The organism is Kitasatospora sp. NPDC048239 (assembly GCF_043202015.1).
In the GTDB taxonomy this organism is placed as follows: domain Bacteria; phylum Actinomycetota; class Actinomycetes; order Streptomycetales; family Streptomycetaceae; genus Kitasatospora.
The window spans coordinates 398,738-419,822 of record NZ_JBICZP010000006.1 but is presented as its reverse complement, the minus strand read 5'-3'; the positions used below and the strand labels follow the sequence as shown (position 1 = coordinate 419,822).

Below are 21,085 nucleotides of genomic sequence, written 5' to 3'. Positions count from 1 at the left end.
GCGGGTCTCGGTGCGGAGCCGGCTGCACCCGGTCGGCTGCCCCTGCGGGTGGGCCGGTCCACCGGGACGGGTCCGCACACCGCCGCCGGACGGGAGGGCCTACTTGCCGCCCGCCATCACCTTGTTCAGGACTTCCATCATCTGCGCTGCCGTCAGCGCCTCCTCGTGAGCCCGCTTCATGATCTCGATGGCCCGGTGGATCGCCAGTTCGGCATCGAGCATCTGGGTGTCGAAGCTCTTGAGGATCTCGTGGAGGGCCTTGGAGAAGGCCGCGAACCTGGCCTGGATGTCCGCCCCGGCCTGGAAGGGAGCGGATCCGGCCAGCAGCTTGAGCTGGCCGCCCTCGAACTTCATCACGGCCTGGTAGCCGGTGTCGGCCAACAGCGCCGTCTGGAACGCCTGGAGGCATTCCTTGATGAAGGTGTTGAGGTCCTCCTCGTTCATGCTGAGGGTGGGACCGCTGCCGATCGGCTCGGCACCCACGCCTGTCAGCCCGTCCCGGCCGCGGCGCGCCGGTCGGCGTCGCGCAGGAGGCCGTGCATCTCGCGCAGCTTGTTGGCCGCCTCGGTGACCTGTCCGCTCATGAGGGTGTCGAGGTTGTCCAGGTTGTCGGCGAAGGACTTCGCGGCGGCGGCGAGTTCACCGCTGAGCTTCAGCTGCTCCGTCCGGAGCGAGTCGCGGAAGCTCTCCATCTCCGTCTGCATCTTCGCGCCGGCGCTCTGCAGGTCGTCCGCCGCGTCGTCGATGTTGGCGTGGTTGAGCCTGATGCCCGAGGGCGCAGGGGTTGACATGGAAGGTCCTTTCGGTTGGTCGCCGTGCGGCCTCGCGGGGCCTGCGGGAGCAGGCACGGGGCGGTGCGGGGCCGGACGGTGCGGATCAGGTGGGAAGCGGCGGCGGGGCGGTCAGCCGGTCGGGTTGAGACCGGCCTCCACGATGGCGGAGTAGCCGCCGCCCATGCCTCCGGCCACGTGGTAGGCGGCGTCGTGGCCGGAGAAGACCGTGTTGCTGCCCGCCGCCAGGTCGGCGTGGAAGCGGTCGTACTGCTGCGTCAGCCGCGTGTACTCGTCGTGCCACTCCTTCATCTTCTGCACGTAGACGCTGCTGCACGCGGCCTGGAAGTGCTCGTGGATCTCCTTGTTGATGTCCTCGACCGCGGTGGCGGCGGCCCTCATGGTGCCCATGTGGGTCTCCACCGTGTGGAGCACGTTCTTGATGGTCGCGTTGTCGATCTGGAGAGTGCCGGGGTTGGGAGTGGTCACCGGATTCCCTTCGTCGGTGGGTACGCCCGCGGCGGTCGCCGCGGGGAGGGGTCGCAGGACCCGCCTAATCCGTTCAACGGGACGACGGCTCAGGCGGGTTCAACCGGCCGCCGGTCCGGCCCGGCGTCACCGCGAGCAGGCCGGGGCGGCGGCCCGCGCGGCGGGGGCGGCGGCGGTCAGGGCGGTCGGGTCGAGGCTGGGCCCGGTCGGGAGCAGGGTCAGCAGGGCCTCGGGGGCCGCCGAGGGGGCGGGCGCGCCGTAGCCGAGCTGCTTGGCGACGGCCGCCGAGGCGAGCGGGTACTTCACCCCGGAGTCGGTGACCAGGTAGAGGGTGCCGCCGAGGCCCGCGCTGGACAGGGCCCGGACCAGGGCGCCGCCGCCGGGCCGCACCGCGATGCTGTCGGCGCCCGCGCAGGCCGGCTCCACGCCCGGCTGGGCGGCCGGCGGCGGGCCCGCGACGGCGGCGGCGTCGAGCAGGGTGACCGAGGTGGTCGGCGCCTGGTCGGTGAGCCTCGACTCGGCGCAGACGCCCCGGCCCTGGGGGACGGTCACCAGCTCCGGCGGCGCGGTGGGCAGCCCGGCTGCGGCGGGGGTGGCCGGGACGGCCGGGGCGGTGTGCCCGGCGAGGTCGGCCGGGCTGAGGGCGGCGGGGGTGACGGCCGCTCCCCCGTAGGCGGCGCTCTGGGTGCGCAGGTCGTTGCGGAGCAGCTCGAAGGCCATCCGGCTGAGCGGGGTGAGTCCGGCCTGGGTCAGCAGGTACGGGTCGCCGCCGGGGCCGGTGAAGAGCTGGCCGAACCGGGTCGGGCCGGCGGTGAGCTGCGGGCCGGCGGTGCCGCGGGAGTCCACCTCGGGGGCCGCCAGGTCCGGGCCCGCGGGCAGCGAGTTGAGGAAGGCGGCGGTCACCGGGTAGGCGGTGACGGCGCTCTGGCCGAGAGCCTGCCGGGCGCCGTTGCGGCTGTCCAGGCGCAGCCGGCGGCCGTGCCAGAGCAGGTACTCGGCGCCGTCGGGGGCGGCCACCAGGGTGCCCTGGGCCTCGGTGAGGCTGGTGCCCCGGCCGCCGGTGCCGATGGCGAGGGCCAGTTCGGTCCGGCGGCCGCCGGAGGGGCCGGGTCGGCTGACGGCGCAGGCGAGCCAGGGCGCGTCGGCGAGCCGGTCGCGGCCGGGCAGGCCGTCCGGGGCGCCGAGGATGCCGATCGGGGCGCCGCGCGGGGTGTCGGCCAGCGAGTTCACGCTGACCTGGTCGACCACCAGCTGGTCGCCGGCCAGCAGCCGGGCGCTGGACTCGTTCAGGACGGGGCGCAGGCTGCCGTCCAGGTAGAGGTAGCGGGCGCCGCTCTCCTTGACCACCACCAGGGTGCCGGACTTGCGCCAGCCCGTGGCGCCGCCGGGGACGAGCGCCCCGTAGACGGCGACTCCGAGGCAGACCAGGACGGCGATGATCAGTCCGGTCACGGTGCCCCGCGAGGTACGCCCGGACGGGGTGTCGGGGGCGTCGGGCTCACCGCGCAGCATGCCGGTGGCGAGCCTGCCCATCACGAACAGGTGGGCCTGCACCTGGTCGCGCTTCGACTGCATCTCGTGGTTCTCCTCGGGGCGGCGGAAGGTGGTGGTCCGTCAGGGCCGGTCAGGGCCTCGGCCGGACAGGGCCGGACAGGGCCTCGGCCGGTCAGGGCCTAGCCGGCGATGGCCCGCAGCGCGTGGTAGACCCCGGCGACGGCCAGCGCCAGCGGGAGCACGGCGATCGCCGCGACCGAGTGCAGCAGGTCGGCGGCCCGGCCCCAGTAGGGCAGCAGTCGGCGGCCGGGGATGGTCCAGGCGGTGATCGCCAGGACGGCGGCCACGGCGAGCAGTCCGGCCAGCAGCAGCAGGCGCCCGCCGGTCGGCTGGTCGAGGACGGCGCCGCCGAACAGCAGCGCCAGCCCGTAGACGCCGGGGAGCAGGACGGACAGCCGCTGCGGGATGCTGCCGACGGCCCGGCCGTGCAGCAGCAGCAGGACGGACAGGGCGGCCGTCAGGGCCGGTGCGGCCCAGCCTGCGACGCCGGCCAGCACGGTGGTGCACAGCGTGAGGATCAGCCCCAGCGCGAGGTGGAAGGAGGTCAGGTAGCCGTCGGCGACGTCGCTGCGGCTCAGCACGGTGCTGCTGGGGAAGGGCGCGATCCCCTCCTGGAGCTCCTCGGCGTTGCGGGGCAGCGCGGGCAGCCGCAGTCCGGACAGCCGGAAGCAGATCCCGGGCACGAACGCACCGATGACGACGGCCAGGACGGCGAGGGCCGCGGCCGCCTCGGAGGCGCTCATGCCGTTCAGCAGGAGCACGCCGGCCAGGACGGCGTGCAGGGCCACCAGGACGGTGCCGAGGAAGAGCGGCGCCGAGCAGCCGACGGCGGCCACCGCGAGAACCGCCGCGCCGGCGGCGGCGGAGCCGCCGGCCAGCAGCCGGGCGCCGGTCGCCCCGGCCCCGCCGCCGGTCGGCAGCAGGCCGCCGGCCAGGGCCAGGTAGGGCACGGCCATGGCCCCCAGCGCGGTGCCCGCGCCGGCGTCGCCCACCGCCCGGGAGGCGCTGAGGGCGCCGAGCAGCAGCAGGACCCCGGTGACGGCGGCGGCGAGGTCCCGGGTGTGCTGCGGGCCGGGGAGCAGCAGCAGGGCGAGCCCGCCGGCCAGGGCGGCGACGGCCAGGGCCAGCGCCAGGTGGTGGGTCAGCGCGGGCCGCCAGGTGTCGGGGCGGGCCCGCATCCCGGTGGCGACGCCGTCCGCCATGTCGTCGAAGTGCACCTCGGGCAGCGGTTCGCGGCGCGGGCGCAGGTGGAGCTCCTCCCCGTCGTGCAGGCCGAGCGCGTCGGCGCCGAGCTCCTCGTCCAGCGGTGCACCGCCGAGCCGTTGGAGGATCCAGCCGTCGTGCTCGATGCCCTGTTCGTCCACGCCGGGCCCCGCGTAGCCGAGTACGGCCGGCAGCAGGTCGGCCAGGGGAACGTCCACGGGCACCGCGAGTTCGAACACCGTGTCGGGTGTCCGGAACCTCAGGCGGCACAGTCCGGCAACGGCAGTCCCGTTCAAGACTCTCCAATCTCCACCGACCCGGCCGGCGGCGGCGCAGCGCGGCGCCCCGGCGGGATGTCCTGACGGGGTGGGCGCCCCGGCCGCCTGGGGGAAGAGCGGGCCGGGGCGCCGCCCGCACCGGGAGATACGGCGGGCGGGGCCCGGGAGGTTCACCGGCCGCCGCAACCCGTCCGCGGCAGGCCGGTGCGGCAGGTCCGTGCGGCCGGTCCGTGAACCGCCGGGGGTACGCCATCCGTGCACCTGGACGGACGACACGCGTCCCGGGCCGCGGATCACCGGCCGGCCGTCCCCCCATCGCGAGGAGCCCTGCGTTGAGCGTGGTGCTGGTCAACCGTCCGCCGAGGCGCCCCGGACCGGAGATGCCCGACGGCGAGATCCAGTTGCAGGAGCCGCCCGCCCTCCCCGAGGCGCAGAGCGGCATGGCGAGCGTGATCAGCATGGCCCCGATGGCGCTGAGCTCGCTCTCGATGGTGTTCATCTTCCTGCGCCCGGGTGAGGGCGGCGGCATCCTGATGTACATCGCGATGGGCATGATGGGGCTCTCCGCCGTGGGCATGCTGGTCACCCAGCTGATCCGCGGCTCCAGCGACCGCAAGCGGGAGCTGCGCGCCGAGCGCCGGGACTACCTGCGCTACCTGTCCCAGATCCGCCGCCAGGTGCGCGGCCACATCGCCCGTCAGCAGGAGGCACTGGCCTGGCGCCACCCCGCGCCGTCCGTGCTGGCCGCGGTGGCCCGCACCTCCCGGCTGTGGGAACGGCGCAGCGCCCACCCCGACTTCGGGGACGTCCGGATCGGGACGGGTCCGCAGCGCCTCGCGGTGCGGCTCGCCCCGCTGGCCACCAAGCCGGTGGAGGACCTGGAGCCGCTCTGCGCGCACGCGCTGCGCCGCTTCATCAACGCCTACGGCACCGTCGCCGACCAGCCGATCGCGGTCTACCTCCGGGGCTACGCGCAGATCCTGCTGCGCTCCGACGACCGCGCGGCGGCCCGGGCCCTGGCCCGGGCGGTGCTGGCCCAGCTGGCCGTCTTCCACGCCCCCGACGAGCTGCGGATCGCCGTCGTCACCGACGCGGAGCACCGCGCCGAGTGGGAGTGGACCAAGTGGCTGCCGCACGCCCTGCACCCGGTGGACACCGACGGGGTGGGGCCGGTGCGGCTGGTGGCGGGCTCGGTCGCGGAGATCGAGCAGCTGCTCGGCGAGGAGTTCGGCGCCCGGCCGCCGTACGAGCAGGACGCCCAGCCCGGCCGGGACGAGCCGTACACGGTGATCGTGCTGGACGGTCCGCAGGTCGGCGCGACCAGCCGGGCGGCGCTGGCGGGGTACCGCAACGCCACGCTGCTCGACCTCGGCGACACCCTGGAGTGGAAGCCGCTGCGGTACCGGCTGCGGCTGCGGATCGAGGACGGCGCGCTGGCGATGGTCGGCGCGGACCGCAACCACCGGGACGACATCACGCCCCTCGGCCGCCCCGACGCCCTGTCGGCCGCCGCCGCCCGCCGGCTGGCGGTGGGCCTGGCGCCGTTCCGGATCGGGGACACCACCGAGAGCGGCGAGCCGCTGGAGACCGACTTCGACCTCGCGATGCTGCTCGGGATCCGCGACCTGAACCAGCACGACGTGGTCGAGACCTGGTCCCGGCGCGGCATCGCGGACCGGCTGCGGGTGCCGCTGGGGATCGCGGGCGACGGCTCGCCCGTCGAACTGGACATCAAGGAGTCGGCGCAGGGCGGCATGGGCCCGCACGGCATGCTGATCGGCGCCACCGGCTCCGGCAAGTCCGAGCTGCTGCGGACCCTGGTGCTGGCGCTCGCCGTCACGCACTCCTCCGAGGTGCTGAACTTCGTCCTGGTGGACTTCAAGGGCGGTGCGACCTTCCTCGGCCTGGACCGGCTGCCGCACACCTCGGCGGTGATCACCAACCTGGCCGACGAGGCCTCGCTGGTGGACCGGATGCGGGACGCCCTGCACGGCGAGCTGGTCCGCCGCCAGGAGCTGCTCCGGGCGGCCGGCAACTACAGCTCGCTGCTGGACTACGAGACGGCGCGCGCCGCCGGGACACCCCTGGAGCCGCTGCCGACGCTGTTCGTCGTGGTCGACGAGTTCAGCGAACTGCTCGCCGCACACCGCGACTTCATGGACCTCTTCATCATGATCGGCCGACTGGGCCGCTCGCTGGGCGTGCACCTGCTGCTCGCCTCGCAGCGCCTGGACGAGGGCCGGATGCACTCCCTGGAGTCCCACCTGTCCTACCGGATCGGCCTGCGGACCTTCTCCGCCATGGAGAGCCGGGGCGTCCTCGGCGTACCGGACGCCTACCAGCTGCCCTCGCAGCCGGGCAACGGCTTCCTGCGCAGCGACATCGCCACCCTGACCAGGTTCAAGGCCGCGTACGTCTCGGGGCCGTACCGGGCCAGGCGCCGGGCGGCCCGCCAGGAGGTGGTGGCCGGCCAGGTCGCCGCCTACGGCACCGAGTACGTGGCGCCGCGCCGGCCGGCCGCACTCCCCGTGGAGGCGGAGCAGCCGGAGGCGCCCGAGGAGACCCGCACCCTGCTGGACATCGCGGCGGCCAAGCTGACCGACGCCGGGCCGCCCGCCTACCAGGTGTGGCTGCCGCCGCTGGGCGTCCCGCCGACCCTGGACGAGCTGCTGCCGCCGCTGGCCCCGCACCCCGAGTACGGGCTCACCACCGAGAGCACGGCCGGCCGGGGCTCGCTGACGGTGCCGGTCGGCGTCGTCGACCGCCCCTTCCAGCAGGTGCGCGACCTGCTGGTCGCCGACCTCTCCGGCGCCGACGGCCACGTGGGCATCGCCGGCGGCCCGCAGAGCGGCAAGAGCACCCTGATCCGCACCCTGCTGACCGGGCTCGCGCTCACCCACACCCCGAGCGAGGTGCAGTTCTACTGCCTGGACTTCGGCGGCGGCACGCTCTCCGCGCTGCGCGGGCTGCCGCACGTCGGCGGGGTCACCGGCCGGCACGACCCGGAGCGGGTGGTGCGGACCGTCGCCGAGGTCAACGCGATCCTGGGCCGGCGCGAGCTGCGCTTCGCGGAGCTGGGCATCGACTCCGTCTCGTCGTTCCGGCGGCGCCGGGCGGCCGGCGAGCTGCCCGAGGAGCAGCACGGTGACGTCTTCCTGGTCATCGACGGCTGGAACACCATCCGCCAGGAGTTCCCGGACCTCGCCCCCGCGCTGACCCTGATCGCCCAGCGCGGCCTCAACTACGGCATCCACCTGATCGTCGGCACCACCCGCTGGGGCGAGGTCTCCGGCGCCCTGCGCGACCTGCTGGGCACCCGCTTCGAGCTGCGGCTCGGTGACGCGGTCGACTCCGCGATCAACATGCGGGCGGCGGGGAAGGTCCCGAAGATCCCCGGCCGCGGCCTGACCCCGGACGAGATGCACTTCCTCACCGCACTGCCCCGGATGGACGGCGGCAGCGGCGCAGAGGACCTCGGGGAGGGCGTCGCCGACCTGGTGGACGCGCTCGCCGACCACTGGACCGGTCCGCGCGCCCCCGAGGTCCGGATGCTGCCGCTCTCGTTGGACGCCGCCTCGCTGCCCGCCCCCGAGGGCCGGCTGCGGATCCCGATCGGCCTCCAGGACACCACCATCGCGCCGCTGTGGCACGACTTCGAGGAGTCGCCGCACCTGGTCGTGGTCGGCGACAGCGAGGCGGGCAAGACCAACCTGCTGAAGCTGGTCACCGCGGCCGTCACCACCGCGTACACGCCCGAGGAGGCGCGGATCATGCTGGTCGACTACCGGCGCGGTCTGCACGAGGCCGTCCCGGAGGAGTACCGGCTGGGCCACGCGGTCGCCGTGGACGTGCTGCGGCAGATCGTCGACGGCGCGGCCCGGGCGATGGCCAACCGGGTGCCCGACGCGGACATCGCGCCGGCTCGGCTCAAGCTGCGGGACTGGTGGCAGGGGCCCGAACTGTTCATCGTGGTCGACGACTACGAGCTGGTGTCGGGATCGTCGGGCAGCATGGCGTCCGGGCATCCGTTCGCGGCGCTGTTCGACTTCCTCGCGCAGGGCGCCGAGCTGGGCCTGCACCTGATCGTGGCCCGCAGCGCCAACGGCATCGGCCGCGGCGCCACCGACGCCCTGATGCGCAAGCTGGAGGAGGTCAACACCCCTGCGGTGCTGCTGTCCTGCCCGCCGAGCGAGGGCTACCTGTTCGGCAACGTCAAGCCCCGGAACCTGCCGGCCGGCCGCGGTCTCTACATCACCCGCCGCCGCACCGTCCAGGTGCAGACCGCGATCGCGGCCGGGGGCGAGGACGGGACAGCCTCGTAGCCGCGGCCGGGTGGTGAACCCCCGCCGGTCCGGGGCCCGTAGAGCCGGTTGGAGCCCCGCCGATGGGACCGGGCAGGGAGAGGGCGGAACGATGAGCACAACAGCACCGACCGGCGGAGCCGTGGGCGGCACCGACACCGGCCACGGGTCCGCCGCCGGCCCCGGGTGGCGCCGGCTGACCCGCCGCCGCGGCGGCGCCGATCCGGCCGGCTCCTCGGCCCTGCACCAGGCCGGCGACCACTTCGTGATCGCCCCGACCGCCGGGCCGGCCGGGCTGGCGGCGGCGCTGGAGCGGCTGCAGCCCGCCCCGCAGGCGCTGATCCTGCTCGCCGCCGCCCCCGACGCGGCGGCCGTCCTGCTCGGGCGGCTGGCGGACCTGACCCGGACCGCCGCCGCCCGGGGTGCCACCACCCTGGTCCTGGCCGCGTCCGGGCTCGCCGCCGCGCCGGCGGTCGGGCGGCGGCCGGCCGAACAGCTCGCCGAGCTGGCCGGGATGACGGTGGTGGCCCCGGACGGGATGGTCACGCTCCGGCCCGACGGCACCCTGCTGACCAGCGGCCCGGAGGAGGGCGCCGGCTCCTCCTGGTGGCTGTGCCCGCCCGCCGGGGCCGTCCAGGCGCTCGGCCCGGTCTGGCCGCCGCCCGCCCCGGCGGGCGTTGCCGCTCCGGCCGCGGCAGTTGCCGCGGCACCCGCTGCGGCGCCTGCTGCGGCGCCCGCCGCGGTGGCCAACCCGGCACCGGTCGCCGCGCCCGTGTCCCGGGCCGCGTCCCCCGCCGTACCCGCCGAGCCGGCCGCCCCCCAGGGGCCCGCCCCCGGCCCCGAAGGCCTGTTGGTCACCACGCTGCCGCACGGCTTCTGGATCAGGACCGGGCCCGGCGAGGCCGGCCGACCCGGCACGCTGCAGCGGGCCGACGCCGCCGAGGGCACCTTCGTCCTGGTCGTCGGCCACCCCGGCGGCCCGCTGCCGCCCGCCCCGCGGCTGGCCGCCACCGTCCGCCGGCTGATCCCCTCCGACCAGGGTGAACTGCTGCTCAGCGCACCGTGGTCGACGGTCCGCGCGCTCAGCCGGCTGGCCGCCGAACTCGCGGTCGCCCTGGAGCGCGACGTCCGGGCGGCCGTCGGCCTGCCGATGCGCACCGCCGGCGGGTACTCGTCCCGCCTCCTGGACGCCGACGGCAACGCGACCTGGGAGCCGTGGCTGACCGAGCTGACCGCCTCCGCCGAGCTTCGCCGCCTCTTCGCCTCCGCCTGGCGCGACGCGCCGAACGGCCTGGCGTCGTGCGGGCCGGCGCTCTTCGAGACCGACGTACCGGGGTGGTGGCTGGAGGCCGTGCCGGCCGGTCTGTGGCTGCGCCCGGCCGACCCCGGCGCGGACCGGGATCCCCGGCTGCAGGAGCCGGACCCGACGCGGCCGCGGCTGCTGGTCGGCGCGGGCCGCCAGCCGGTGCCCCCGGAGGTCCTGGCGGGCCTCGGCCGGCTGCTGGAGGCGCTCGCCCACCCGGGGGCGGCCGAGCCTGCCCTGATGGTCAACGGCGTGCCGAGCTCGGGGGCCGTGACCTTCGGCCGGGTCGTCGGAGTGCCGGACGAGCCCGTCCGACCGGGCGTCACCGCCACGACCTCCTCCGAGCCGACCGCTCCCGAGCCGGCCGTCGCCGAACCCGTCACTCCCGAACCGCCCGTCGCCGAACCCCCCGTCCTCGAAGCCGCCGCCCCCGAACCGGCCGTTGTCGAAGCCGCCGTGCTGGAACCGCCCGCCGTCAACCCCCTGCACAAGCAGCCGGACGAGCCCGCGGCCGAGCCCCCGGCGGAGCCCGCGGCCGAACTCCCGGCCGAACCCGCGCCGGAGCCCGCGGTCGAGCCCGCGCCCGAGCCCACGGCCGAGCTCCCCGTAGCGGCCCGGCCGCTCACCTCCGAGCCGGCCACCGCCTCCCCCCGGCCCGGCATCGCCGCCGAACGCGCCGCGTTCAAGGACCTGCTGGGCAGCCACTTCCAGCGCTGCGCAAGCCACGCCGACCAGGTGGCGATGCGCCTCCCGGCCCTGCGCTCCAGCGCGCGGGAGGACCTGAAGAGCGACCTCGCGGCGGTCTACCTGCACCATGTCGACACCGGCGTCCCGGTCTCCCGCGCGGAGCTGGTCGCGGCGGCCCGCCGGCCCGACCCGGGCCCGCTGGCCTCCTTCCTGGCCTGCCTCGGCTCCGGCCTGCGCAGGCTGCCGAGCCACCACGGCGCCGTCCTGCTCGGCGCCCACGCCGGCGAGTCGGAGCTGCGGCACTACGTCCCGGGGGCGCTGCTGTCCGAGCCCGCCCCGGTCATCGGACTCCCCTCCCACGAGATCGAGTTGGGGACGCCCGTCGAGTTCGCGGTGTGGTCCGTGACCGGCCGCAGGACCGCGGTGTTCGCCGAGGACGGCGAGCACGAGGTGGTCTTCCCGCCCGGCTCGCGGTTCTCCGTCCTGGAGGTCGTCCCCGCCGAGGACGGCCGGCCGACCAGGGTCCTGCTCCGCGAGGACGGCCTGCCCACCACCCCGCAGCCCGCCGGGAGCGGCCTCCCGGACCGCCGGGACCAGCACGCCCGACTGCGCCTGCTCGCCTGGCTGGCCCGCCGGGACCTCCTCACCCCCGAGGAGCGCCACACCGTCAGCCGCCCGGAGCGCTACCAGCTCACCCCCGGCGTCGCCCGGCAGTAGGGCCTCTCCGCAGAGGTTCGTGGCGGGTGCGGGGAGTCCGGCCTGCGACCGCGGCAGGCACGACGGGCGTGATGCGACGCGTCACGGCTCGACGCGGGCTCCCGCCACGGCACCCAGGTCGACCAGTTGTGCCCTGCCGTTGCCCACCGACCAGTTGTCGAGAGCGTTCTCGACGAGCGTGACGAACACGTCCTCGGGCCGCACGCCGACGTCGGTCAGGTTGGCCGCGATCTGCCGGTACAGGGCGAGCTTGACCTCCCGGGGCCGACCCGCGACCAGGGTGATCTGCACGCAGACGACGTCGCGGCGGGCCACGTCGAGGTAGTCCGGGTCGAAGATCAGCTCCTCGGGATCGTGCGGGGTGACGATCTGGAAGCGGTCGCCGGCCGGGATGCCGACGGCGTCGACGAGGGCCTGGTGCACGCCGTCGGCGATGGCGCGACGGATGGCGGGCGGCCGGGTGACGGACAGGTCGATGCGGACCAGGGGCATGAGAACGCTCGCTTTCCGGAGGGCCCGGCTACAGTGTTCGATGAACATCGACCATACCAGTGTACGACGACCGTCGAACACCCTGCAGAGGGATCAACCGTGTCCGCCCGCACCCGCAGCCTCACCCACGCCGATCCGACCGAGGTGTCGCTCCAGGACGCGCTCGACGCGGTCGGCGACCCCGTGCGACGCACCATCCTCAGGGAGTTGGCCGGCGCCCCCGACTGGACCCGCGCCTGCGGCACGTTCGACCTCCCGGTGACCAAGGCGACACGCAGCCACCACTTCACCGTGCTGCGGGCCGCCGGCCTCATCGAGCAGCGCGACGAGGGACCGCGCCGGCTCAACCGGCTCCGCCGCCCCGAGTTCGACCAGCGGTTCCCCGGTCTCCTCGACCTGGTCCTGGCCGAGCCCGCGACGGACCGGCCCGACTCGGCGTAGGTCCGCGCTGCAGTGCCGGGGCCGGTCATGAAGCCGCCCGAGCGGGTGGCGTCGTCCAGGCCCGCACCAGCCCGGGCCCGACGTCCCGCCGGGGCGGGTGCGCGCGAAGCCGATGCGCGCACCCGCCCCGGCGTGGCGGTCAGCCGTCCAGTTCGGCGCGGACCAGCCGGGCGGCCTCGACCAGGCTCTCCAGCGAGGCGCGGGTCTCGGGCCAACCGCGGGTCTTCAGACCGCAGTCGGGGTTGACCCAGAGCCGCTCGGCGGGGATCGCCGCCAGTCCCCTGCGGAGCAGCGCGGCGGCCTCCGCGGTGCTCGGCACCCGGGGCGAGTGGATGTCGTACACGCCCGGGCCGACCTCGCGCGGGTAGCCGGCGCCGGCCAGCTCATGGGCGACCTGCATGTGCGAGCGGGCGGCCTCCAGGGAGATCACGTCGGCGTCCAACTCGTCGATCGCGGCCATGATCTCGCCGAACTCGGCGTAGCACATGTGGGTGTGGATCTGGGTGTCGGCCCGGACGCCCGAGGTGGAGAGCCGGAACGACTCGGTGGCCCAGTCCAGGTAGGCGGGCCGGCCGGCGGCCCGCAGCGGGAGGGTCTCGCGCAGCGCGGGCTCGTCCACCTGGATCACCGCGGCGCCGGCCGCCTCCAGGTCGGCGACCTCGTCGCGCAGGGCGAGGGCCACCTGGCGGGCGGTGTCGCCGAGCGGCTGGTCGTCGCGGACGAAGGACCAGGCGAGCATGGTGACCGGGCCGGTGAGCATGCCCTTGACCGGACGGTCCGTCTGGTCCTGCGCGTAGCGGAACCAGTCGACGGTCATCGGGTGCGGGCGGGAGATGTCGCCGGCCAGCACCGGCGGGCGGACGTAGCGGGTGCCGTAGGACTGCACCCAGCCGTGCTGGGTGGCCAGGTAGCCGCTCAGCTGCTCGGCGAAGTACTGGACCATGTCGTTGCGTTCGGGCTCGCCGTGGACCAGGACGTCGAGGCCGGCCTTCTCCTGGTAGGCGATCACCTCGCGGACCTCGGCCCGCATCCGGTCCCGGTAGGTGCCGGTGTCGATCCGGCCGGCCCGCAGATCGGCGCGGGCGGTGCGCAGTTCGGTGGTCTGCGGGAAGGAGCCGATGGTGGTGGTCGGCAGCGGCGGCAGGTCGAGGCGGGCGCGCTGGGCGGCGGCGCGTTCGGCGTAGGCCTGGCCGCGGCGGGCGTCCCGCGCGGTGGTGGCGGCGACCCGGGCCCGGACGGCCGGGTCGTGGGTGAGTGCCGAGGCCGCGCGGGAGGCCAGTCCGGCCCGGTTGACGGCGAGTTGGGCCGTGATGGTGTGGGTGCCCTCGCGCAGGCCGCGGGCCAGGGTGGTGATCTCGGCGGTCTTCTGGCGGGCGAATGCCAGCCAGCGGGCGACCTGCGGGTCGAGGTCGCGCTCGGCCTCGGCGTCCAGCGGGACGTGCAGCAGGGAGCAGGACGGGGCGACGTCGACCCGGTCGGCGAGCCCGAGCAGGGTGCCGAGGGTGGCGAGGGACTTCTCCAGGTCGTTGAGCCAGATGTTGCGGCCGTCGACCACACCGGCGATCAGGCGCTTGCCGGGCAGGCCGCCGACCGCGGCGAGGTCGTCGAGGTTGGCGGCGGCGGGGCCGGTGAAGTCCAGCGCGAGGCCCTCGATCGGGGCCTTGGCCAGCACCGGGAGGGCCTCGCCGAGGCGGTCGAAGTAGCCGGCGACCAGCAGCTTCGGCCGACTGGTCAGGGCCCCGAGCTCGCGGTAGGCGCGGGCGGCGGCGTTGAGTTCGGCCGGGGTGCGGTCCTGGGCCAGGGCGGGCTCGTCCAGCTGCACCCATTCGGCTCCGGCGGCGTGCAGTTCGCCGAGGAGCTCGGCGTAGACGGGCAGCAGCCGGTCCAGCAGGGTGACCGGCTGGAAGTCGGCCGCGACGCCGGGGGCGGGCTTGGCCAGCAGCAGGTAGGTCAGCGGGCCGACCAGGACTGGGCGGGCGGTGTGGCCGAGGCCGAGGGCCTCGCGCAGTTCGCCGACCGGCTTGGCCGGGTTGGCGGCGAAGACCGTGTCCGGTCCCAACTCGGGCACCAGGTAGTGGTAGTTGGTGTCGAACCACTTGGTCATCTCCAGCGGCGCCACCTCCTGGGTGCCGCGCGCCATGGCGAAGTAGCCGTCCAGCGGGTCGGCGTCGACGGCCGCGCGGTGCCGGGCCGGGATCGCACCGACGGCGACGGTGGTGTCCAGCACGTGGTCGTAGAGCGAGAAGTCCCCGGTGGGGACCTCGGAGACGCCGGAATCGGCGAGCCGCCGCCAGGTTTCGCGGCGCAGCCGTGCCGCGGTGGTCTGCAGGGCCTCGGCGCCGACCCGGCCGGCCCAGTACCCCTCGATCGCCTTCTTCAGCTCCCGGTTGGGGCCCTGCCGCGGATAGCCGTGGACGGTGGCCTGCGGGGTGCTGGAGGGGGTGGCGGCAGCGGTGGTGGAACTCGATGACACGGAACTCTCCTTCGCGAGTCGCGCTGCGATCCCGGGAGAGCACGAGGACGTGAAGGTACGACAGTGGGTGCGCGACACCAGGATGTGCCCGCCCGCTCCGCCGACCCGCCCACGAGGTCACCGAGATCTCCGCGTGCGGGGTGCACACGGGCAGTGGCAGGTCTTCGGACTCGTCGGCACGTCCGCCTGAGTCAGGCGGACACCTACTGGCCGTCGCTTCCCAGGCCCTCGGGGCCCAGTGCATGTGACGGCGGTCGTTCCCACTCACCGCTGCGGGGCAGTCCCGGATTCCCACCGGGTTCCCTCTTACGACGCCGTGGCTGGAGGACACGGCGAACCGACTGCACCTCCCACCCTAGGGCCCGCGGGCCCCGCCCGTCACGACCGGGTCCGGATTCCGGACGGCCGCGCGGTCCGGGGCGTCGGGCACGACGACGGCCGCGCGGGTGCGTCCCGGGCGGCGCTGGAGCCCCTCGATGCGGTTAGGCTAACCTTACCTCGTTGTCTCGCAAGCCTGTCCGACAGCCGCCGCGCTCCGACCCCAGGGAGAACGTCCATGCCACCCGCCTTCAGCCGCGTCCCCAGACCGCGTCGCACCGGCCGGGACGCCGCCAAGTCGGCCGCCACGAAGGCGCGGTGACCCGTGGCATCGATATCGACCGACGAGTTCAAGGGCCGGACCGCCCTGGTCACCGGCGCCGCCCAGGGCATCGGGGCCGCCGTCGCCGGGCTGCTGACCGACCGCGGGGCCCGCGTCGTGGCCTGCGACCTGTCCCCCTCCGGGCCCTCGGTCCACCGCCTCGACGTCACGGACGCCGAAGCCGTCGAGCGGCTGGTGGACCAGGCCGAGCGTGAGCACGGACCGCTCGACATCCTGGTCAACGTCGCGGGCGTGCTGCACGCCGGACCGGCCCTGGACACCAGCGACGAGGACTGGCAGCGCACCTTCGCCGTCAACACCACCGGGGTCTTCCACACCTGCCGCTCCGTCGGGCGCCGGATGGCCGGGCGCGGCCGGGGCAGCATCGTCACCGTCGGCTCCAACGCCGCCGGCGTCCCCCGGATGAACATGGCCGCCTACGCGGCCTCCAAGGCCGCCACCACGATGTTCATGCGCTGCCTGGGCCTGGAACTGGCCGCCTCCGGTGTGCGCTGCAACCTGGTCTCGCCCGGGTCCACCGACACCCCGATGCAGCGCGCGCTGTGGACCGACGACGACGCCGAGCGCCGGGTCCTCGAAGGCGACCCGGCCACCTACCGGGTGGGGATCCCGCTCGGCCGGATCGCCGCCCCCGAGGACATTGCCGAGGCCGTGCTCTTCCTGGCCGGCGACCGCGCGCGGCACGTGACCATGCACGACCTCTACGTCGACGGCGGCGCCACGCTGCGGGCCTGACACCGATCCGGGCGGCCCGGAAGCGCGCCCCTTCGAGTCCCATCACCCCGGTGCCCCCGGCACCGGCAGAACGGAGCACCATGACCACGGCTTCCGAGGCCCGGTCCCCCGTCGCGACCCCGCTGGACGGCAGCGGACTGCTGGCCGCCTACCGCCCGGCCGCCGACCGGGCCTTCCTCGCCGGCCCCACCCGGACCCTGCTCGCCGAGGGCGTGCACCGGTCCGTCCCCGACCCCGCCGAGGCCGGCCGGCTGCTGGCCGCGGCGCGGGCCGAGGGCCGCGACCCGCTCGTGGTCGGCGCGATCCCCTTCTCCCCCGGTCGCCCCGCCGAACTGTTCGTCCCCGAGCGGGTGCTGCGGGCCGAGCCGGTCCGCGGCACCCGGACCGCACCCGCCCCCGCCCGCCCGGCGCAGGCGATGTGGTCCAGGCGCCCCGTCCCCGCGCCCGAGGGCTACCGGGACGCCGTCGCCGAGGCGGTACGGCTGATGGACGCGGACCCGGAGCTCGCCAAGGTCGTCCTCGCCCGCACCCTGGAGCTCACCTCCCCCGGCGGTACCGACCTCCCCGCCATGCTCGGCCGGCTGCTGGACCGCGACCCGCACGGCTACACCTTCGCCGTGCCGGCCGGCGGCACCGCCACCCTGATCGGCGCCAGCCCCGAGCTGCTGGTCTCCCGTCAGGGCCGCCGCGTGGTGTCGAACCCGCTGGCCGGGTCCGCCGCCCGCAGCGCCGACCCGGTGGAGGACCGGCGCCGGGCCGAGGAGCTCGCCCGCTCCCCCAAGGACCTCGCCGAACACGCCTTCGTGGTCGACGCCGTCCGGCAGGCGCTCGCACCGCACTGCGACGACCTCGTCGCCCCCGCGCAGCCCTCGCTCGTCCGCACGGCCGCCATGTGGCACCTGTCCACCACCGTCACCGGGACGCTGCGCGACCCCGCCACCAGCGCCCTGGACCTCGCGCTGGCCCTGCACCCCACCCCCGCGGTCTGCGGCACCCCGACCGACCGCGCCCGGACGCTGATCGGCACCCTGGAGCCCTTCGACCGCGGCCTCTACACCGGCGTGGTCGGCTGGGGCGACGCCGACGGCGACGGCGAATGGGTCGTGACCCTGCGCTGCGCCGAGGCCGACGGCGAGCGGCTGCGGCTGTTCGCCGGCGCCGGCGTGGTCGCCGCCTCCGTCCCGGAGCACGAACTGGCCGAGACGGCCGCGAAGTTCCGGACCTTCCTGCACGCCGTCGGACTGGAGAACGCCGAATGAGCCACTACCCCCAGGAGGTCGCCGACCGCTACCGCGCGGCCGGCTACTGGACCGGCGAGACACTGGACACCATGATCCGCCGCCACGCCGCCGCCACCCCGGAGCGGATCGCCGTCACCGACGGCGACCGCCACTGGAGCTACGCCGAGCTGGACGCACGCGCCGACCGGCTCGCCGCCGGGATGCTCTCCCGCGGGCTGCGCAAGGGCGACCGCGTCGTGCTGCAACTGCCCAACGCGGCCGAGTTCTTCGAGGTGTTCTTCGGCGCGCTGCGGGCCGGTGTCGTCCCGGTGATGGCCCTCCCGGCGCACCGCCGGGCCGAGATCTCCTACTTCTGCGCGTTCGCCGAGGCCAGGGCGCTGTTCGTCGCCGACCGCCACGAGGGCTTCGACCACCGCGACCTGGCCGCCGAGGTGTGCGCGGCGGTGCCCGGCCTCGGCGAGGTCTTCGTGGTCGGCGACCCCGGGCGCTTCACCCCGCTCGCCGAACTGCGCGCCGACGCCCCGACCGACCCGGCCGACCCGACCGCTCCGGCAGACCCCGCCGACCCCCCGCAGGCCGGCGACCTCGCCTTCCTCCAGCTGTCCGGCGGCAGCACCGGGCTGCCCAAGCTCATCCCCCGCACCCACGACGACTACCTGTACAGCGTCCGCGAGTCGGCCGCGATCTGCGAGCTGTCGCCCGCCAGCGTGTACCTCTGCGCACTGCCCGCGGCCCACAACTTCGCGCTCAGCTCGCCGGGCACGCTCGGCACCTTCCACGCCGGCGGGCGGGTCGTGCTGGCCCGCGAGCCCAGCCCGGCCACCGTACTGCCGCTGATCGCCCGCGAGCGGGTCACCATCACCGGCGTGGTCCCGCCGCTGGCCCTGGTCTGGGCGCAGAGCGCCCCCGGCAGCGGCCACGACCTGTCCAGCCTCGAACTGCTCCAGGTCGGCGGCGCCAAGCTCAGCGAGCAGGCCGCCCGCCGGCTGGGCCCGGCGCTCGGCTGCCGGCTCCAGCAGGTCTTCGGGATGGCCGAGGGCCTGGTCAACTACACCCGCCCCGAGGACCCGGAGGAGACCGTCCTCACCACCCAGGGCCGCCCGATCTCGGCCGACGACGAGGTCCGGATCGTCGACGACGAGGACGCCGACGTGCCCGAGGGCACGACCGGGCACCTGCTGACCCGCGGCCCCTACACCATCCGCGGCTACTGGCGGGCGCCCGAGCACAACGCGCGCTCCTTCACCGCCGACGGCTTCTACCGCACCGGGGACCTCGTCCGCCGCACGCCCACCGGCCACCTGGTCGTCGAGGGCCGCGCCAAGGACCAGATCAACCGGGGCGGCGAGAAGGTCGCGGCCGAGGAGGTCGAGAACGTCCTGCTCGCCCACCCCGCGGTGCACGACGTGTCGGTCGTCGCGATCCCGGACGACTACCTGGGCGAGCGCAGCTGCGCCTACGTGATCCTGCGGCCCGGTGCCGAGCGGCCCCGCCCCGCCGTGCTGAAGGCCTTCGTCCGCGCCGCCGGACTCGCCGACTACAAGGTCCCGGACCGCGTCGAGTTCGTCGACGCCTTCCCCAGCACCGGCGTCGGCAAGGTCAGCAAGAAGGACCTCCGCACCACCTCCCGCTAGCCCAGAAAGGCCCCCCTCGCATGGCACTGCCCGCCATCGCCCCCTACGAACTGCCCGGCCCCGCGGACCTCCCGCCGCGCAAGGTGCCGTGGCAGGTCGACCCGGCGCGGGCCGCGGTACTCGTCCACGACCTGCAGAACTACTTCCTCGGCGCGTTCCCGGCCGAGGGCCCCCCGCTGGCGCCCGCCCTGGCCAACACCGCGCGGATCCTGGAGCGGGCCCGGGCGCAGGGCATGCCGGTGGTCTACTCCCACCAGCGCGGCGGCCAGACCCCCGGGGAACGCGGCCTCCAACTCGACTTCTGGGGCCCGGGGCTGCCGGCCGACGAGCACGCCCAGGGCGTGCCGGACGTCGTCGCACCCGCCGAGCAGGACGTCATGCTGCTCAAGTGGAAGTACAGCGCCTTCGCCCGCACCGACCTCGCCGGGCTGCTGGAGAGGTCCGGCCGCGACCAGCTCGTCATCGTCGGCGTCTACGCCCACATCGGCGTCATGATGACCGCCTCCGACGCGTGGTCACGCGACCTCCAGGCGTTCGTGGTCGGCGACGCCGTCGCCGACTTCTCCGCCGACAAGCACGCCGAGGCGCTGCGCTGGGCCGCCGAGAAGTGCGCCGTCGTCCTCAGCACCGACGAACTCCTGGAGGGGAAGTGACCACCACCGGCGGGCGGCTGCTCACCGAGAGGGTGACGCTGCGCTACGGCGACCGCGCCATCGCCACCGAGCTGTCGGTGGCGGTGCCGGACGACTCGTTCACCGTGATCGTGGGCCCCAACGCCTGCGGCAAGTCCACCCTGCTGCGGGCCTTCGCCCGGCTGCTGAAGCCCGCCGCGGGGCGGGTGCTGCTGGACGGCGAACAGATCGGGGCGCTGCCCGCCAAGGAGCTGGCCCGCCGGCTCGGCCTGCTCCCGCAGAGCTCCACCGCGCCCGACGGCATCACCGTCGCCGACCTGGTGGCCCGCGGCCGCTACCCGCACCAGGGCCTGTTCCGGCAGTGGTCCCGCGAGGACGAGCGGATCGTCGCCGAGTCCATGGCGGCCACCAACGTGGACGCCCTCGCCGACCGGTTCGTCGACGAGCTCTCCGGCGGCCAGCGCCAGCGCGTCTGGCTCGCCATGGCGATCGCCCAGCAGACACCGCTGCTGCTGCTCGACGAGCCGACCACCTTCCTGGACATCGCCCACCAGGTCGAGGTGCTCGACCTGTGCGCCCGCCTGCACCGGGACCAGGGCCGCACCCTGCTCGCCGTGCTGCACGACCTCAACCAGGCCACCCGCTACGCCACGCACCTGATCGCCATGCGCGACGGCGCGGTGGTCGCCGAGGGCGTGCCCTCCGAGATCGTCACCGCCGAACTGGTCGAGCAGGTCTTCGACCTGCCCTGCCAGATCATCGAGGACCCGCAGACCGGCACCCCGCTGGTCGTCCCGCTGGCGCCCGCACACCGCGGCTCCTCCCGGTGACAGCGGCGCTGCGCCCGGCCGCCGCCCTGCGGGCGGTCCGCGCCACCGGGGCGGACGCGCAGGCGCTCTACGCGCTGTCCGCCCCATTCATGCGCTCCGGCGCGCTGCGCGAGCGGACGCCGGACGCCTACCGGCACCCCGGCGACACCTTCCTCGCCGTCCGCGCCGACGCGGGGGCCGGGACGGGCCGCGCCCGGCTGGACGCCTGCGTCGCGCTGCGCGCCCTGGCCCCCGAGGCCGACCGCCCCGCCACCGGCCTGCTGCACAACTTCTGCGTCCGCACCGACCGCCAGGGCGCGGGCCTCGGCTCGCTCCTGATCACCGCCGTGGTCGCCGAGGCCCGCCGCCGGGGCCTGCGCGCCCTGGTGACGGCCACCACCGGCGGCGGCGCCCTGTTCCTGCGGCACGGCTTCCGGCGGATCCCCGCCTCGGCCGCCCCCCGCGCGTGGGCGGCCGGCCTGGACCCGGCCCGCAACTCCCAGGTCTTCACCCGGGACGTCTGAACGCGGCACGGACACGGCGGCGGGGGGGGGGGGGGGGCCCCCCCCCCCCCCCCCCCCCCCGCCCGCCCCGGGGGGGGGGGCCGGGGGCGGGCCCCCCCGGGGGGGGCCCCCCCCCCCCGGGGGGCGCCGCCCGCGGGCCCC

General features: G+C 75.6%; 16 protein-coding genes and 1 riboswitch. Of the genes, 9 read left to right on the top strand and 7 right to left on the bottom strand.

Translation table 11 applies throughout. The features are described 5' to 3' along the window. Positions 1–99: 99 nt before the first annotated feature. The 5 genes from ACGFZP_RS19345 to eccD all read right to left on the bottom strand — a co-directional run bounded on the left by ACGFZP_RS19345 (position 100) and on the right by eccD (position 4,312). Positions 100–444, bottom strand: a complete 345-nt coding sequence (locus ACGFZP_RS19345) for a hypothetical protein (RefSeq protein WP_392934236.1) — start codon at positions 442–444, stop codon at positions 100–102. Positions 445–488: 44 nt separating this feature from the next. Next, positions 489–791, bottom strand: a complete 303-nt coding sequence (locus tag ACGFZP_RS19340) for a hypothetical protein (protein WP_392934233.1) — start codon at positions 789–791, stop codon at positions 489–491. A gap of 111 nt (positions 792–902) precedes the next feature. Continuing rightward, complete coding sequence (locus tag ACGFZP_RS19335; protein ID WP_392934231.1) at positions 903–1,259, bottom strand: hypothetical protein; 357 nt, start codon at positions 1,257–1,259, stop codon at positions 903–905. Between the two features lie 126 nt (positions 1,260–1,385). Next, positions 1,386–2,834, bottom strand: coding sequence for a type VII secretion protein EccB (gene eccB / locus ACGFZP_RS19330; protein ID WP_392934229.1), 1,449 nt, complete (start codon positions 2,832–2,834; stop codon positions 1,386–1,388). A 98-nt stretch (positions 2,835–2,932) separates the two neighbouring features. Continuing rightward, on the bottom strand, positions 2,933–4,312 hold the full coding sequence (gene eccD / locus ACGFZP_RS19325) for a type VII secretion integral membrane protein EccD (RefSeq protein WP_392934226.1): 1,380 nt from the start codon (positions 4,310–4,312) through the stop codon (positions 2,933–2,935). A gap of 314 nt (positions 4,313–4,626) precedes the next feature. Between eccD and eccCa the strand changes: the two genes are divergently transcribed. Both eccCa and ACGFZP_RS19315 read left to right on the top strand, forming a co-directional pair. Continuing rightward, positions 4,627–8,616, top strand: a complete 3,990-nt coding sequence (gene eccCa, locus ACGFZP_RS19320) for a type VII secretion protein EccCa (protein WP_392934224.1) — start codon at positions 4,627–4,629, stop codon at positions 8,614–8,616. Positions 8,617–8,707: 91 nt separating this feature from the next. Continuing rightward, positions 8,708–11,302 carry a hypothetical protein gene (locus tag ACGFZP_RS19315; protein ID WP_392934221.1) on the top strand — a complete coding sequence of 865 codons (2,595 nt, stop codon included), beginning with the start codon at positions 8,708–8,710 and terminating at the stop codon, positions 11,300–11,302. Between the two features lie 81 nt (positions 11,303–11,383). On the opposite strand, the gene ACGFZP_RS19310 is transcribed toward ACGFZP_RS19315, so the two are convergent. Then, entirely contained in the window at positions 11,384–11,794 is a 411-nt protein-coding gene (locus tag ACGFZP_RS19310; RefSeq protein WP_392934219.1) for a tautomerase family protein, read from the bottom strand. A 99-nt stretch (positions 11,795–11,893) separates the two neighbouring features. Between ACGFZP_RS19310 and ACGFZP_RS19305 the strand changes: the two genes are divergently transcribed. Further along, positions 11,894–12,235, top strand: coding sequence for an ArsR/SmtB family transcription factor (locus tag ACGFZP_RS19305; RefSeq protein ID WP_392934217.1), 342 nt, complete (start codon positions 11,894–11,896; stop codon positions 12,233–12,235). A 139-nt stretch (positions 12,236–12,374) separates the two neighbouring features. Here ACGFZP_RS19305 and metE read toward each other — a convergent pair whose 3' ends face one another. Beyond that, positions 12,375–14,708: a 5-methyltetrahydropteroyltriglutamate--homocysteine S-methyltransferase gene (metE, locus tag ACGFZP_RS19300; RefSeq protein ID WP_392934215.1), complete on the bottom strand. Its 2,334-nt coding sequence runs from the start codon at positions 14,706–14,708 to the stop codon at positions 12,375–12,377. A 137-nt stretch (positions 14,709–14,845) separates the two neighbouring features. Continuing rightward, positions 14,846–15,065, bottom strand: a riboswitch (cobalamin riboswitch). 295 nt (positions 15,066–15,360) lie between these two features. Between metE and dhbA the strand changes: the two genes are divergently transcribed. From dhbA to ACGFZP_RS19270, 6 genes are all read left to right on the top strand, one after another. Next, a complete protein-coding gene (dhbA, locus tag ACGFZP_RS19295; protein WP_392934685.1) occupies positions 15,361–16,104 on the top strand; it encodes a 2,3-dihydro-2,3-dihydroxybenzoate dehydrogenase in 744 nt (247 codons plus the stop codon). Positions 16,105–16,184: 80 nt separating this feature from the next. Then, entirely contained in the window at positions 16,185–17,363 is a 1,179-nt protein-coding gene (locus ACGFZP_RS19290) for an isochorismate synthase (RefSeq protein ID WP_392934212.1), read from the top strand. Next, positions 17,360–18,979, top strand: a complete 1,620-nt coding sequence (locus ACGFZP_RS19285; protein ID WP_392934211.1) for a (2,3-dihydroxybenzoyl)adenylate synthase — start codon at positions 17,360–17,362, stop codon at positions 18,977–18,979. The genes ACGFZP_RS19290 and ACGFZP_RS19285 overlap by 4 nt, the downstream gene beginning before the upstream one ends. Before the next feature lie 20 nt (positions 18,980–18,999). Beyond that, the gene (locus ACGFZP_RS19280) at positions 19,000–19,632 is read left to right on the top strand and encodes an isochorismatase family protein (protein ID WP_392934208.1); all 633 of its coding nucleotides are present in this window, start codon (positions 19,000–19,002) and stop codon (positions 19,630–19,632) included. Beyond that, entirely contained in the window at positions 19,629–20,441 is an 813-nt protein-coding gene (locus ACGFZP_RS19275) for an ABC transporter ATP-binding protein (protein WP_392934206.1), read from the top strand. Before ACGFZP_RS19280 ends, ACGFZP_RS19275 begins: the two co-directional genes overlap by 4 nt. After that, positions 20,438–20,944, top strand: a complete 507-nt coding sequence (locus ACGFZP_RS19270) for a GNAT family N-acetyltransferase (protein WP_392934204.1) — start codon at positions 20,438–20,440, stop codon at positions 20,942–20,944. Before ACGFZP_RS19275 ends, ACGFZP_RS19270 begins: the two co-directional genes overlap by 4 nt. Positions 20,945–21,085: the final 141 nt, after the last annotated feature.

Bases quoted from the DNA above. Each gene is read 5' to 3' on its own strand.
- ACGFZP_RS19310 (WP_392934219.1), bottom strand. From the start codon at position 11,794: ATGCCCCTGGTCCGCATCGACCTGTCCGTCACCCGGCCGCCCGCCATC.
- ACGFZP_RS19315 (WP_392934221.1), top strand. From the start codon at position 8,708: ATGAGCACAACAGCACCGACCGGCGGAGCCGTGGGCGGCACCGACACC.
- ACGFZP_RS19285 (WP_392934211.1), top strand. From the start codon at position 17,360: ATGAGCCACTACCCCCAGGAGGTCGCCGACCGCTACCGCGCGGCCGGC.
- ACGFZP_RS19340 (WP_392934233.1), bottom strand. From the start codon at position 791: ATGTCAACCCCTGCGCCCTCGGGCATCAGGCTCAACCACGCCAACATC.
- eccB (WP_392934229.1), bottom strand. From the start codon at position 2,834: ATGCAGTCGAAGCGCGACCAGGTGCAGGCCCACCTGTTCGTGATGGGC.
- ACGFZP_RS19345 (WP_392934236.1), bottom strand. From the start codon at position 444: ATGAACGAGGAGGACCTCAACACCTTCATCAAGGAATGCCTCCAGGCG.
- ACGFZP_RS19280 (WP_392934208.1), top strand. From the start codon at position 19,000: ATGGCACTGCCCGCCATCGCCCCCTACGAACTGCCCGGCCCCGCGGAC.
- ACGFZP_RS19290 (WP_392934212.1), top strand. From the start codon at position 16,185: ATGACCACGGCTTCCGAGGCCCGGTCCCCCGTCGCGACCCCGCTGGAC.